The organism is Streptomyces sp. NPDC059248, assembly GCF_042753905.1.
GTDB lineage: Bacteria > Actinomycetota > Actinomycetes > Streptomycetales > Streptomycetaceae > Streptomyces.
Genome location: NZ_JBHYZV010000135.1, coordinates 1 through 12,051, shown reverse-complemented (window position 1 = coordinate 12,051; position 12,051 = coordinate 1). Strand labels below are relative to the sequence as shown.

At 70.8% G+C, this 12,051-nt stretch carries 14 protein-coding genes; 6 read left to right on the top strand and 8 right to left on the bottom strand.

Going from position 1 to position 12,051, the window contains the following annotated elements; genetic code table 11:
* Positions 1–295: 295 nt before the first annotated feature.
* Positions 296–946, bottom strand: a complete 651-nt coding sequence (locus ACFXG1_RS32210; protein WP_384721426.1) for a DNA-3-methyladenine glycosylase — start codon at positions 944–946, stop codon at positions 296–298.
* Between the two features lie 84 nt (positions 947–1,030).
* Here ACFXG1_RS32210 and ACFXG1_RS32205 point away from each other — a divergent pair, with 84 nt between their 5' ends.
* From ACFXG1_RS32205 to ACFXG1_RS32195, 3 genes are all read left to right on the top strand, one after another.
* Positions 1,031–1,813, top strand: coding sequence for a sporulation protein (locus tag ACFXG1_RS32205; RefSeq protein WP_384721422.1), 783 nt, complete (start codon positions 1,031–1,033; stop codon positions 1,811–1,813).
* A 65-nt stretch (positions 1,814–1,878) separates the two neighbouring features.
* Positions 1,879–2,418 (top strand): YbhB/YbcL family Raf kinase inhibitor-like protein, encoded by a 540-nt coding sequence (locus ACFXG1_RS32200; RefSeq protein ID WP_384721419.1) that lies wholly within the window; start codon positions 1,879–1,881, stop codon positions 2,416–2,418.
* Positions 2,419–2,631: 213 nt separating this feature from the next.
* Positions 2,632–3,144 (top strand): HNH endonuclease, encoded by a 513-nt coding sequence (locus ACFXG1_RS32195; RefSeq protein WP_384721416.1) that lies wholly within the window; start codon positions 2,632–2,634, stop codon positions 3,142–3,144.
* A gap of 226 nt (positions 3,145–3,370) precedes the next feature.
* On the opposite strand, the gene ACFXG1_RS32190 is transcribed toward ACFXG1_RS32195, so the two are convergent.
* The 4 genes from ACFXG1_RS32190 to ACFXG1_RS32175 form a co-directional block, all read right to left on the bottom strand.
* The gene (locus ACFXG1_RS32190) at positions 3,371–4,147 is read right to left on the bottom strand and encodes a sulfite exporter TauE/SafE family protein (protein ID WP_384719784.1); all 777 of its coding nucleotides are present in this window, start codon (positions 4,145–4,147) and stop codon (positions 3,371–3,373) included.
* A 57-nt stretch (positions 4,148–4,204) separates the two neighbouring features.
* On the bottom strand, positions 4,205–5,155 hold the full coding sequence (locus ACFXG1_RS32185; protein ID WP_384719782.1) for an SPFH domain-containing protein: 951 nt from the start codon (positions 5,153–5,155) through the stop codon (positions 4,205–4,207).
* Between the two features lie 88 nt (positions 5,156–5,243).
* Entirely contained in the window at positions 5,244–5,672 is a 429-nt protein-coding gene (locus tag ACFXG1_RS32180) for an NfeD family protein (RefSeq protein ID WP_384719780.1), read from the bottom strand.
* A 58-nt stretch (positions 5,673–5,730) separates the two neighbouring features.
* Positions 5,731–6,522 (bottom strand): ABC transporter ATP-binding protein, encoded by a 792-nt coding sequence (locus ACFXG1_RS32175; RefSeq protein ID WP_384719778.1) that lies wholly within the window; start codon positions 6,520–6,522, stop codon positions 5,731–5,733.
* 193 nt (positions 6,523–6,715) lie between these two features.
* On the opposite strand from ACFXG1_RS32175, the gene ACFXG1_RS32170 reads away from it, so the two are divergent.
* Entirely contained in the window at positions 6,716–7,510 is a 795-nt protein-coding gene (locus tag ACFXG1_RS32170) for a hypothetical protein (protein ID WP_384719776.1), read from the top strand.
* A gap of 64 nt (positions 7,511–7,574) precedes the next feature.
* Here the strand turns inward: ACFXG1_RS32170 and ACFXG1_RS32165 are convergent, their stop codons facing one another.
* The 3 genes from ACFXG1_RS32165 to ACFXG1_RS32155 form a co-directional block, all read right to left on the bottom strand.
* The gene (locus ACFXG1_RS32165) at positions 7,575–7,823 is read right to left on the bottom strand and encodes a chaplin (RefSeq protein WP_384745726.1); all 249 of its coding nucleotides are present in this window, start codon (positions 7,821–7,823) and stop codon (positions 7,575–7,577) included.
* 161 nt (positions 7,824–7,984) lie between these two features.
* On the bottom strand, positions 7,985–8,635 hold the full coding sequence (locus ACFXG1_RS32160) for a response regulator (protein ID WP_384719664.1): 651 nt from the start codon (positions 8,633–8,635) through the stop codon (positions 7,985–7,987).
* Positions 8,628–9,773, bottom strand: a complete 1,146-nt coding sequence (locus ACFXG1_RS32155; protein WP_384719666.1) for a GAF domain-containing sensor histidine kinase — start codon at positions 9,771–9,773, stop codon at positions 8,628–8,630. The genes ACFXG1_RS32160 and ACFXG1_RS32155 overlap by 8 nt, the downstream gene beginning before the upstream one ends.
* A 242-nt stretch (positions 9,774–10,015) precedes the next feature.
* Between ACFXG1_RS32155 and ACFXG1_RS32150 the strand changes: the two genes are divergently transcribed.
* Together ACFXG1_RS32150 and ACFXG1_RS32145 are read left to right on the top strand one after the other, a co-directional pair.
* Entirely contained in the window at positions 10,016–10,714 is a 699-nt protein-coding gene (locus ACFXG1_RS32150; protein ID WP_384719668.1) for an SDR family NAD(P)-dependent oxidoreductase, read from the top strand.
* 541 nt (positions 10,715–11,255) lie between these two features.
* Entirely contained in the window at positions 11,256–11,996 is a 741-nt protein-coding gene (locus ACFXG1_RS32145) for a transglycosylase SLT domain-containing protein (RefSeq protein ID WP_384719670.1), read from the top strand.
* Positions 11,997–12,051 lie beyond the last annotated feature (55 nt).

Sequence of the window (12,051 nt, the reverse complement as noted above, 5' to 3'; positions counted from 1 at the left end):
TTGCGTTTCCAACCTTACCAGACCGTTTTCCCATTCCGTTTCCGGACTTGGATTCTGATCGAGTGGCCGTTGGAGAAGCCTTTTTGCCTTTCGGCGGGTGCCTTTCGGCGTGTTCACTACGTTAGCCGATTTCTCCGGCGACTCATAATCGAGTCATCCGAAACGATTTCCGGCATGCCGAAATCGCGCCCGTTGAGGCTTTGTCGTCAGTAGTGGATGGCCGCTTCGGGGGCTGCTGAACAGCAGGGCCCGTCTCAAGCGGCTCGGGCTACGTTAGGCGTCCGGGATGGACGAGTCAAGTTGTCCTCTTGCGGGGGGTGTGGGCCCGATACGGGCTCACCGTGGGGTCGCCGTCGATCCAGTACCGCCACGGGTGGTGGGCCCCGTCGCCGCCGACCCCGGTACGAGGGCCGCTGCGTACCTGGTCAGGCGAGGGAGCGGGACCGGGGAAGAGGGTGAGGGGGGCCGCGGCGCTCGCGCGGCCCGGGCAGAGGTCCGTGCCGTTGAGGGCGCGGTCGACGTCGAGGGCGGTCGCGAGCCGGGCCGGGCCTTTGGCCAGTTCCTTGTCGTATCGGGCCGAGAGTCGACGTTTACGGGCCAGCTCCTGGCCTCTCAGGACCTCGCCCGCGCGCAGCAGGACCCCGCTCGCCCGCCCCTCGGGCCCGCAGACCACATTGAGGCAGTGCCACATCCCGTAGGTGAAGTAGACATAGGCGTGGCCGGGCGGGCCGAACATGACGTCGTTGCGCGGGGTGCGGCCCCGGAAGGCGTGGGAGCCGGGGTCCAGCTCGCCGGCGTACGCCTCGACCTCCGTGATGCGCAGCTCGATCAGGCCCTCGGCGGTCCGGCGTACCAGGACGCAGCCGAGGAGGTCGGGCGCTACTTCCAGGACGGGACGGTCGAGGAAGGTCCGGGGCACGGGGGTCCTGGCGGGTGGCTCGATCATGGCGTCCGAGGGTACCCGCGGAACCGAGGAGGGCCGCCCCGCGTTTCCATGGTGCACAAGCCGCACAAAGGAGTGGATCAGGACATGGGCTTCAAGAAGCTGCTCGCGAGCCTCGGCGCCGGTGGCGCTTCGGTGGAAACGGTGCTCACCGAGGAGAACGTCGTTCCCGGTGGTGTCGTCCAGGGCGAGGTGAGAATCCAGGGCGGTTCGGTGGCCCAGCGCATCGAGGGGCTGTCCGTCGGGCTCCAGGCGCGCGTCGAGGTGGAGAGCGGCGACCACGAGGTCAAGCAGGACATCGAATTCGTGAAGCAGCGGATCGGCGGTGAGTTCGAGGTGCAGGCCGGGGCGGCGCATGTGGTGCCGTTCGGGCTGGACATCCCGTGGGAGACGCCGGTGAACACGATCGCCGGGCAGCGGATGCGCGGTATGGAGATCGGGGTGAGCACGGAACTGGAGATCGCGCGGGCGGTGGACGCGGGCGATCTGGACCCGATCCAGGTGCACCCGCTGCCGTCGCAGCAGGCGATCATCGACGCTTTCGGGCAGCTGGGCTTCCGTTTCAAGAGCGCCGACATGGAGCGCGGGCAGATCCGGGGCACCCGGCAGCGGCTGCCGTTCTACCAGGAGATCGAGTTCCTGCCGCCGGAGCGCTTCCGGGGACTGCACCAGGTCGAGCTGACGTTCGTCGCCGACGACCGGGAGATGGACGTGATCCTGGAGATGGACAAGAAGCCGGGGCTGTTCACCGAGGGCAGTGACTCGTACAAGGCGTTCAAGGTCGGTCACCACGACTTCGCGTCCACGGACTGGCCGGCCTATCTGAACCAGTGGATCGCCGAGGTGGGCGGTCGGCGCAACTGGTTCTGACGGCCCGGCTCTCCAGACCCTAGGGTCGGGGTCGGCAAGTCGGACAGCGAATCGGAGGTTCAGAAGTGACCGAGCAGCAGCGGGCTCCCCTGCCGCACGCGTTCCATCCCGAGGTGGCGTCGTTCACCGTGGTGAGCGACGACCTGACGCCGGGGGCGGTGCTGAAGTCCGACCAGGTGTACGCGGAGGGGAACACCTCCCCGCAGCTGCGCTGGGAGGGGTTCCCGGCGGGGACCAAGAGTTTCGCCGTGACCTGCTTCGACCCGGACGCGCCGACGGGGAGCGGATTCTGGCACTGGGTGCTGTTCGACATCCCGGTGTCGGTGACCGAGCTGCCCGCGGGCGCCGGCGGCGGATCGTTCGCCGGGCTGCCCGAGGGCGCGGTGCACGTCCGCAACGACTACGGGTCCCGGGAATTCGGCGGAGCCGCTCCCCCGGCGGGCGACGGGCCGCACCGCTATGTCTTCACGGTGTACGCGGTCGACGGCGAGAAACTCGGCCCCGATGCCGACGCGTCGCCCGCGGTGGTCGGGTTCCATCTCCGGTTCCACGCGCTGGGCCGGGCCCAGCTCGTCGGGGAGTACGAGATTCCGGCCGGAAGCTGAGATTCGCCCAGCGGTCACGGCCGCACTGACCGTTCGTTTGTAGTTTGCCCTGTCCTGGTCCTGGAGAGATCAGGACAGGGCAGTTTTTTTCGTCCAGCGGCGCCGGTGGCCCGGCGATCCGGATATTGCGTTGTCCATCACGGCGCGTCCGGACAGAGTTGATCCATCCCCGGGCCCGCGGAGGCCGGGCCGGCGAATGGAGGTGGGGGGACGATGCGGGACACGCTGGTGCTCAACGCGAGCTTCGAACCACTGTCGACGGTGTCACTGAACCGTGCCGTGGTCCTGGTGCTGCAGGCCAAGGCCGTCGTCGAACAGGCCCACCCCGATCTCCGGATGCGCGGCGGCACGGTGGATCTGCCGGTGCCCCGGGTGATCAGGCTCTGCAGATATGTACGGGTGCCGTTCCGAAGACAGGCGCCGTGGTCGAGAAGGGGGGTGCTGGTCCGGGACCAGCACCGGTGCGCCTACTGCGGTAGGCGTGCCACGACCGTGGACCATGTGGTGCCGCGGTCCCACGGCGGTGCGGACAGTTGGCTGAATACGGTGGCCTCGTGCGCCGAGGACAACCACCGCAAAGCCGACCGTACGCCGGACGAGGCGGGGATGCCGCTGCTGCACCAGCCGTTCGTGCCGTCCCCCGCGGACGCGATGCTGCTGTCGCTGCGGGCCGGTGAGCGTTCGGAGCTGCCGGAGTGGCTGCGCGCGGAGCGCCCGGCCGCCTAGGTCGTTTCTTGTGGATCAGGCCGGATCAGGGAGCGGGGTCTGGTGCCGTGGATCGCAAGGCGGAGGATTGAGCCACTGCGGAGCATTGGTGATTGACGACAACGCGGCGAGGCGCGGTGCCAGGGCACGCGAGCCCGGCAAGATCCACAAGAGACGGCCTAGGAGTGTCCTGTATGAGGGCCCGTTCCCGGAAGGGGGCGGGCCTTTCGTGCGTGCCGGGGTCTCGTCAGCCGTACCGCTGGACGACGAGCTGGACCAGGGCGACGGTGCCGACGACGACGATGAGGGCGCGCAGCACGGCGGGCGAGAGCCGGCGGCCCGTCCTGGCGCCGATCTGCCCGCCGATGGTGGAGCCGACGGCGATCAGGACGACGGCGGTCCAGTCGAACTCGGCGACGAAGAGGAAGAAGATCGCGGCGACGCTGTTGACGACGGCGGCGAGGATGTTCTTGGTGGCGTTGAGGCGCTGGAGGGTGTCGTCGATCAGCATGCCCATCAGGGCCATGTAGATGATGCCCTGGGCGGCGGTGAAGTAGCCGCCGTAGACGCTGGCGGCGAGCAGTCCGGCGACGAGGAGGGGGCCGCCGTCGGGGTGGGCGACGGTGCCGTTCTCGGTACGGCGGCGCTGGACGGCGCGGGAGATCCGGGGCTGGAGGATCACCAGGACCAGGGCGAGGGCGACCAGGATCGGGACGATGGTCTCGAAGGCCGTACTGGGGAGGGTGAGCAGCAGGGCCGCTCCGGCGACTCCGCCGACGGCGGCGACCGCGGAGAGTTTCAGGACACGGGCGCGCTGTCCGGTGAGTTCGGCGCGGTAGCCGATGGCGCCGCTGATGGATCCGGCGACCAGGCCGAGGCCGTTGGAGACGGTGGCGGTGACCGGGGGGAGTCCTACCCCGAGGAGGACCGGGAAGGTGATCAGGGTGCCGGAGCCGACGATGGTGTTGATGGTGCCCGCGCCGATGCCGGCGGCGAAGACGGCGAGCATCTCCCAGATGGTCATGGTGCCCCCTGCATGATCGGTGCGCTGGGCACCGATCATGCCGGACGGGGTGGGTGATCAGTCGACGGGGGGCACTTCCCGGCGTTCGGTGCCGGTGCTCTTGCCGGAGCCGCCGGTGTTGAAGCCGGGGACGCCGCCGCCGAGGTTGCCGAAGGCGCCGGAGAGGCCCTTGAGGGCGTCGCCGATCTCGCTGGGGACGATCCAGAGCTTGTTGGCGTCGCCTTCGGCGATCTTCGGGAGCATCTGGAGGTACTGGTACGAGAGGAGCTTCTGGTCCGGGTCGCCGGCGTGGATGGACTCGAAGACGGTACGGATCGCCTGGGCCTCGCCCTCGGCGCGCAGGGCGGCGGCCTTGGCCTCGCCCTCGGCGCGCAGGATGGCGGACTGCTTCTCGCCCTCGGCGGTCAGGATCTGCGACTGCCGGATTCCCTCGGCTGTGAGGATCGCGGCGCGCTTGTCGCGGTCGGCGCGCATCTGCTTCTCCATCGAGTCCTGGATGGAGGTCGGCGGCTCGATGGCCTTCAGCTCGACGCGGTTGACGCGGATGCCCCACTTGCCGGTGGCCTCGTCGAGGACGCCGCGGAGCGCCGCGTTGATCTCCTCGCGGGAGGTGAGGGTGCGCTCGAGGTCCATGCCGCCGATGATGTTCCGCAGGGTGGTGACCGTGAGCTGCTCGATGGCCTGGATGTAGCTGGCGACCTCGTAGGTCGCGGCCCGGGCGTCGGTGACCTGGTAGTAGATGACCGTGTCGATGTTGACGACCAGGTTGTCCTGGGTGATCACCGGCTGGGGCGGGAAGGGGACGACCTGTTCGCGGAGGTCGATGCGGTTGCGGATCGAGTCGATGAACGGGACGACGATGTTGAGACCCGCGTTGAGGGTGCGGGTGTAGCGGCCGAAGCGTTCGACGATGGCCGCGCTGGCCTGCGGGATGACCTGGATCGTCTTGATCAGGGCGATGAAGACCAGCACCACCAGAATGATCAGGACGATGATGATCGGTTGCATCGCGTTTCCCCGTGTCCTTCGCTGCCGGATGATGGTGTGATGATGATCGAGTTTCCCAGATGACGGGCGGTCATGCGGCTGGTTCCGGTCAGATGACGACCGCGGTCGCCCCGTCGATCTCTACCACGTCGACCTGCCGGCCGGGTTCGTAGCTCTGTTCGGGGTCCAGGGGCCGGGCCGACCACACCTCGCCCGCGAGTTTGATCCGGCCGCCGTTGCCGTCGACGCGTTCGATGACGACGGCCTGACGTCCTTTCAGCGCGTCGACGCCGCTGGTGAACCCGGAGGCCCCCGAGCGGTGCCGGGCGGCGATCGGCCGGACGACGGCGATCAGTGCCACCGACACCACGACGAAGACCAGGACTTGGGCGACGATCCCGCCGCCGAGTGCCGCGACGACGGCGGAGACGACCGCGCCCGCCGCGAACATACCGAACTCCGGCATCGCCGTCAGGACCAGCGGGATGCCCAGTCCGACCGCCGCGATCAACCACCACACCCATGCGTCGATTTCCACATGGTCATGGTAGGTGGGCGGGTCGGCTCGGGACAGAGGGCGAGGGCGGCGGGCGTCGTCAGCCGAGCGGGAGCCCGTGGGCGGTCCACCGGTCGCCGCGGCGCTCGACGACGAGCGGGAGGCCGAAGCAGCGGGAGAGGTTGCGGGAGGTCAGTTCCATCTCGATGGGGCCCGCGGCCAGGACCTTGCCCTGGCGGATCATCAGGACATGGGTGAAGCCGGGGGCGATCTCCTCGACATGGTGGGTGACCATGATCATGGAGGGGGCGTACGGATCGCGGGCGAGGCGTCCGAGCCGGCGTACGAGGTCCTCGCGGCCGCCGAGGTCGAGTCCTGCGGCGGGCTCGTCGAGGAGGAGCAGCTCGGGGTCGGTCATCATGGCCCGGGCGATCAGGGTGCGCTTGCGCTCGCCCTCGGAGAGGGTGCCGAACTTGCGGTCGAGGTACTCGGTCATCCCGAGCCGGTCGAGGAAGGCCCGGGCGCGCTCCTCGTCGACCGGGTCGTAGTCCTCGTGCCAGGTGGCGGTCATGCCGTAGGCGGCGGTGAGGACGGTCTGGAGCACGGTCTGGCGCTTGGGGAGCTTCTCGGCCATGGCGATGCCGGCGATGCCGATCCGGGGGCGGAGTTCGAAGACGTCCACACCGCCGAGGCGTTCGTCGAGGATGCGTACGGTGCCCGTGGTGGGGAAGAGGTAGCTGGAGGCCAGGTTGAGGAGGGTGGTCTTCCCGGCGCCGTTGGGGCCGAGGATGATCCAGCGCTCGCCTTCCTTGACCGACCAGGAGACGTCGTCCACCAGAGCACGTCCGTCGCGGACCACGGATACGTCCACCAGCTCCAGTACATCGCTCATGAGCGCGTTGTCTCCCCATGCAATCGTGTTGAGGTGTCCGAGGGCTCGACGCCTGTGGGCAGCCCCCCGAAGAAATCTACGCCACCTGCCGGGCTTCCCCGTCCCCCGGTCCGTCCCTCGCGGCTCCGCCCCGTCGTGGCGGGGTGTTCCGGGGCGGGTTTCCCGCGGGCGGGGGTTCCTTAGGGTGGGGGGCATGATCTCGGATCCTTCGGAACCACGTTCAGGACGGCTGGCGATGTGGGGCAACGCCCTGCTGGCGGGTCTGGTGTCGCCGGACGACGCGGCGGTGGCGATCACCGGTGACGACGCGGTGCACCGGGTGCGCGGGCTGCCCGGCGAGCCGGGGCCCGTGGGGCTGACGCTGGCCCTGGGGCGGCTGCGGGGTCTCGGTGTGACGGGGTGGCGGGTGGCGCTGCCGGTGCCGGGGCATCCGCTGGGGCTGAGCGGGCCGCCGGAGTTCAACGCGCGGGCGCTGGAGGCGGCGGAGGCGGCCGTCGGGTACGGGGCGCCGTTCGGTCTTGTCCCCTCGGTGTACGAGGCCGGGCCCGCGGGCGATGTCCATACGGAGGTCGTCTGGGAGTGTCTGCCGGTACGGGAGGAGCATCCGGCGGATGTGCCGTCGCTCGGGGAGGCGGAGCGGGAGCTGGCGGAGGGCCTGCGGGAGGCGGCCCTGGTCCTGTCGCGGCTCGATGTGGCGGCGTCGGGTCCGGCGGCCGATGCGGCCATCGACGCCTATCGGGCGCGGGCGGAGGCGGGGACCGCGGGCCTGGCACCGGGATATCCGCAGCGGGCGGTACGGGTCCTGGAGCTGGCGGGGCGGGTGGGGACCCTGGTGTCGCTGGCGCAGACGGGCGGTCACGGCGGGGCGGTGAGCGCGTCGGAGATGGCGGCGCGGGGTGAGGCGCTGCGGCCGGTGGAGCGGGTGGCGCGGCGGGCGCGGGTGGCCGCGTACAACGCGTATGTGGAGGAGCTGGAGCGGGGGCGCTGACCCGGTGGGTTCCGCGCCCGGCCGGAGGGGGTGGTCCCCCTCCGGCGGGTGGGGGCGGCGGTCGTCAGCCGTTGTGCGCGACGTTGCCGAAGACCGGGTTCAGCAGGCCGATCACATTGATCGAGTTGCCCGAGGCGTTCACCGGGACGTGGACCGGGACCTGAACCAGGTTGCCGGAGCCGACGCCCGGGGAGTTGACGGCGTGGCCGCCGGCGTGGGCGCCGCCCGCGTGGGCGGAGGCGACGCCCGCGCCCGCGGCGAGCAGGCTGCCGGTGACGAAGGTGAGGGCGGCGGCCTTCTTCAGGTTCTTCACTGGGGGGTTCCTCCTGGGACTCCGGCCGGGGCGGGTTCGCCGCGGCACGCCCTGGAGAACGGCCGGACGGCGCGGGGGTTGCGCCGTCCGGGTGACATTCATCCGACGGTATGAATCTTCGGCGGACCGGGAACCCGTTGGTGCGCGCCGAGACCGGTGGGTCAGGTGGTGAGCCCGTGGCGTACGGCCCAGAGCGCGGCCTGGGTGCGGTCGGCGAGGTCGAGCTTCATCAGGATGTTGGAGACATGGGTCTTGACGGTCTTCTCGGAGAGGACGAGGGCCCGGGCGATCTCCCGGTTGGATCGGCCGTCGGCGATCAGGCCGAGGACCTCGCGCTCCCGTTCGGTGAGGGTGCCGCCGCGGCCGGTGCCGGTGGCCGGGTCGTCCTGGGAGAGCAGGGCCCCGGCGACCTCGGGCTGGAGCAGGACGTGTCCGGCGTGGACGGAGCGGATGGCTCCGGCCAGGGCGTCGGGGTCGATGTCCTTGTAGACGTAGCCGGAGGCCCCGGCGCGCAGGGCGGGGACGACGGTCCGCTGTTCGGTGAAGCTGGTGACGATCAGGACCCGGGCCGGATTGGCCGCCTCGCGCAGCCGGCGCAGCGCCTGGATGCCGTCGGTGCCGGGCATCTTGACGTCCATGAGAACGACGTCCGGCCGGAGTTCCTCGGCGCGGGCGACGCCCTCGTCGCCGTCGCCGGCCTCGCCGACGACTTCGATGTCGTCCTGGATCTCGAGGAAGGTGCGCAGTCCGCGCCGTACGACCTGGTGGTCGTCGACGATCAGGACCCGGATGCGGCCGTCGTGGTCACCCACCGGGGACCTCCATTTCGATCGTGGTGCCCTGGCCGGGCGTGGAGCTGACGCGGAGCCGTCCGCCGACGCCGCTCGCGCGGTCGCGCATGGAGACGAGTCCGAGGTGCCGGCCGGCCCGGCGGACCGTACGGGGGTCGAACCCCTTGCCGTTGTCGGTGACGCTGAGGACGGCGCCGGGGCCGCGCCGGGTGAGGGCGACGTCGACCCGGTCGCCCGCGGAGTGGCGCAGCGCGTTGTGGAGGGCTTCCTGGGCGACGCGCAGCAGGGCTTCCTCCTGGGCGGCGGGGAGTGCCTTGAGTCCGCAGGTGTCGAAGGTGACCCGGGCGCTGTGGGCGCGGTCGAGTACCTGGATCTGGGTGCGGAGGGTGTTGATCAGCCCGTCCTCGTCGAGTGCGGCGGGGCGCAGCTCCACGACGGCGGCGCGCAGCTCGTCGGCGGCCTCGGCGGCGAGGGCGGCGACCTGGTGGAGCTCGTCCTTGGCCCGGACCGGGTCGCGGTCGACGAGGGCGGCGGCGGCCTGGGCGGTGAGCCGGAGGGAGAAGAGTTTCTGGCTGACGGCGTCGTGCAGCTCATGGGCGAGCCGGGAGCGTTCCTCGGCGATGGTCAGTTCCCGGCTGCGTTCGTAGAGCCGGGCGTTGGTGAGGGCGATCGCGGCGTGCTGGGCGAGGATCGACAGCAGTTCCTCGTCGTCCTCGGTGAAGCCGCAGCCGCCGTCGGTACGGGGGCACACCTTGTTGGCGAGGAAGAGCGCGCCGATGGTCTCGTCGCCGTCCTTGATGGGAAGGCCGAGGAAGTCCTTCATATCGGGGTGGGCCGCGGGCCAGCCGCCGAAGCGGGGGTCGAGGCGGACGTCGGCGAGCCGTTCGGTGCGGGCGTCGCGGAGCATGGCCGCGAGGACGCCGTGCTGCCGGGGCAGCGGGCCGATGGCCTTCCACTGGGCGTCGCTGACGCCGTCGACGACGAACTGGGCGAAGCCGCCGTGGTCGTCGGGGACGCCGAGGGCCGCGTACTCGGCGTCGAGCAGCTCACGGGCGGAGGCGACGATCGTCTTGAGGACGTCGCGGACCTCCAGATGTCTGCTCATCGCGAGGAGTGCGCTGCTCACGGCGGCGAGTCCGGCGCCGGTTCGGTGGCTCATGCGTTCACCGTACCGGCGGGCGGCGAGGGGCGTATCCGACCGGGGACGGCCGGTGATTAGGGCCGTGGGCCTAGGTCGAAGTGCCTTGCCGCAGGGGGTCCGGGGGACGAGGCGCCGGGCGGCGCGGGGTTCCTACGGTGGCGACGTCCGGTGCGGACGGGGGCGCGGGACACGGAGCGGCACAGAACAAGCGGCACAGAACAAGAGGACGACGGGGGCGGCGAGTGGAAAGGGATGCCGATATGCCGGTAGCGGTGATCACGGGTGGTTCCAAGGGGCTGGGCCGGGCGCTGGGGCTCGCGCTGGCGGCGCGGGGCTGGGATCTGGTGCTGGGCGCCAGGACGGAGAGTGTGCTGGCCCGGACCGCGCGGGAGGCGGCGGCGTACGGGACGCGGGTGGTGGCCGTGCCCGGGGATGTGACGGACGGGGTCCACCGGGAGGCGCTGGTGGCGGCCGCCGCCGGGCTCGGGGGGCTGGATCTGCTGGTGAGCAATGCCAGTGTGCTGGGGGCTGCGCCGCTGGTCCGGCTGGAGGCGCACGCGCTGGCGGGGCTGCGGGAGGCGCTGGAGGTGAATGTGGTGGCGGCGCTGGGGCTGGTGCAGGAGGCGCTGCCGCTGCTGCGGGCGTCGGCGGCGGGCACGGTGGTGGCGATCAGCTCGGAGGCCGGGGCGGAGCCGTACGAGACCTGGGGCTGCTACGGCGCGACGAAGGCGGCGCTCGACCACATGGCGGCGGTGCTGGGGGTGGAGGAGCCGGGGCTGCGGGTGTGGGCGGTGGATCCGGGCGATATGGACACCGATCTGCACACGGCGGCCGTCCCGGCGGCGGACGGCGAGTACCGGCCGGCTCCGGAGTCGGTGGTCCCGGCGTTTCTGCGGCTGCTGGACGAGCGGCCGGTGAGCGGGCGGTACGGGGCGCGGTCGCTGCTCGCTTCGGCGTGAGGCGGGGGTGAACGGGGCGGGGGCGTCCGAGGGCGTCCGGGGAGCCCTCGGGAGCGGGTGACGGGCGCCCTGTCCTCTTGTACGCGTCTTGTACGCGCCCGGGACGGGCTCGCGCGGGCCCGGTGGCGTCCCCACTGGGGGGCCGTTCCCCGGGCCGCCGCACGGGTTCCGGCGCTGTCCGCGGGCCTTCGGCGGGGGTCTTCGCGCGGAACTCCGGAAATCCCCTCACCGATCGAATTGCCGGTGCAACGCATCGTGATATCGAAGGGGGTCGGATGTGAGCCCGGGCATAGGGCGCAGGTCACTTACGAATCCCGATAGTGGACGGATAAAGACCTTGTGAACGGGCCCCACTACGGAGAAGCGACGTTCTCCCCGGCCCCCGTTCCACTATCCGGGGTCGTACGTCACATGATTGCCAAGGGTTTTTGCCAGCGCTAAGAATTACCTCTCGTTGCCACCCCGCCGGGGGAGCGCAGCGCCGCTCGGGACCGAATGCAGTTCTCGTGCGGCAATTCCCCGAACGAAGAGGTACGTCTGTATGTCCGCGCCCAGCATCCGTATGACCAAGGCCCGCAAGGTCTCGATCGCCGGTATCGCCACCGCCGGCGCCGCAGCTGTCACCCTCTCCCTCGTCCCCGGTGGTGCCACCAAGGCCGAGGCCGCCCCCGCGCAGGTCCCGACGGCCGCCGTTTCGGCCGCCGCCGTGGCCGACCGGCACGAGGCCGTCCAGGCCGCGGTCCTGACGACCGGCGCCGAGGCCCGGAAGAACGGCTTCGACGCCCAGGTCGAGGCGGCCGTGAAGCAGGTCGTCCAGTCCAAGGCGGACGCCGCGACCGCCGCCGAGGCCGCCGTGAAGAAGGCCGCCGCCGCGAACGCCGCGAAGAAGCGGGCCGCCGAGGCGCAGCCCGCGACCCGCTCGGTCGCCGCCGCCAAGCCGGCCGCCAAGCCCAAGGTGTACGCGAACAACCTCGACGGCTGGATCCGTGAGGCGCTCGACATCATGGACAAGCACGACATCCCGGGTTCCTACAACGGGCTGCACCGCAACATCATGCGGGAGTCCAGCGGTAACCCGCAGGCGATCAACAACTGGGACATCAACGCCCGGAACGGTATCCCGTCGAAGGGCCTGCTCCAGGTCATCCAGCCGACCTTCAACACGTACCACGTCAAGGGCACCCCGTTCGACCTGTACCACCCGGTCGCCAACATCGTGGCCGCGGCCAACTACGCCGCCGACCGCTACGGCTCGATCGACAACGTCTTCGGCGCCTACTGAGCCGACGGACGGACCCTCACAGACGCCGGAAGGGCGGCACCCCGCGACGGGGTGC